General features: G+C 36.0%; 2 protein-coding genes. Both read left to right on the top strand.

Annotated elements, in window-relative coordinates; genetic code table 11:
* A partial coding sequence (locus CN288_RS27775; RefSeq protein ID WP_098303636.1) for a hypothetical protein occupies positions 1-180 on the top strand: 180 nt, incomplete at its 5' end.
* The coding region (locus CN288_RS27770; protein WP_098303635.1) for a hypothetical protein at positions 158-481 on the top strand (324 nt) is incomplete at its 3' end. The genes CN288_RS27775 and CN288_RS27770, both read left to right, overlap by 23 nt.

Raw genomic sequence — 481 nt, 5'->3', positions numbered from 1 at the left:
ACTGCACAAAAGTATGTTCAGAATGCGACAGGCTCACAGACCGAATACTTAGTGATTATGGTTGCCGGCATTATGTATGAATATCGTGTATCTGAAAAGGAATTAGAACAAGCACTTGATGCAATGACTCCTTTCTTTGTCCTGGAGGTGTTTAGCGATGCCGAAGAGACAGACGAATAAATTAAAATGGAGAGCTGATTTATTAAAGCTTGGTGAAACGATTGATCCAGATACAGATCGTATTGTGATGGGATATCCATTTGAAAGGAATATTCTCTATAACAATATTGGCGTAACGGTTACTGATAAACATTTCAGTCGCCAGGATGGAAATGAAATCATGAAAAAGATTGAAGTTCGTTTAGATCGAGCGATTGAAGAAAATCAAAAAGATTATCGTATCAAAATTAAAGATACGATTTACAACATTGATAGAGTTTATGTCCGTGAAGATGAACGGATTATGGAGTTGAATTTATCT

It is taken from the genome of Bacillus sp. AFS023182, assembly GCF_002560575.1.
GTDB lineage: Bacteria > Bacillota > Bacilli > Bacillales > Bacillaceae_G > Bacillus_A > Bacillus_A arachidis.
The sequence above is the reverse complement of the archived record's forward strand: the minus strand, read 5'-3'. Positions and strand labels throughout refer to the sequence as shown.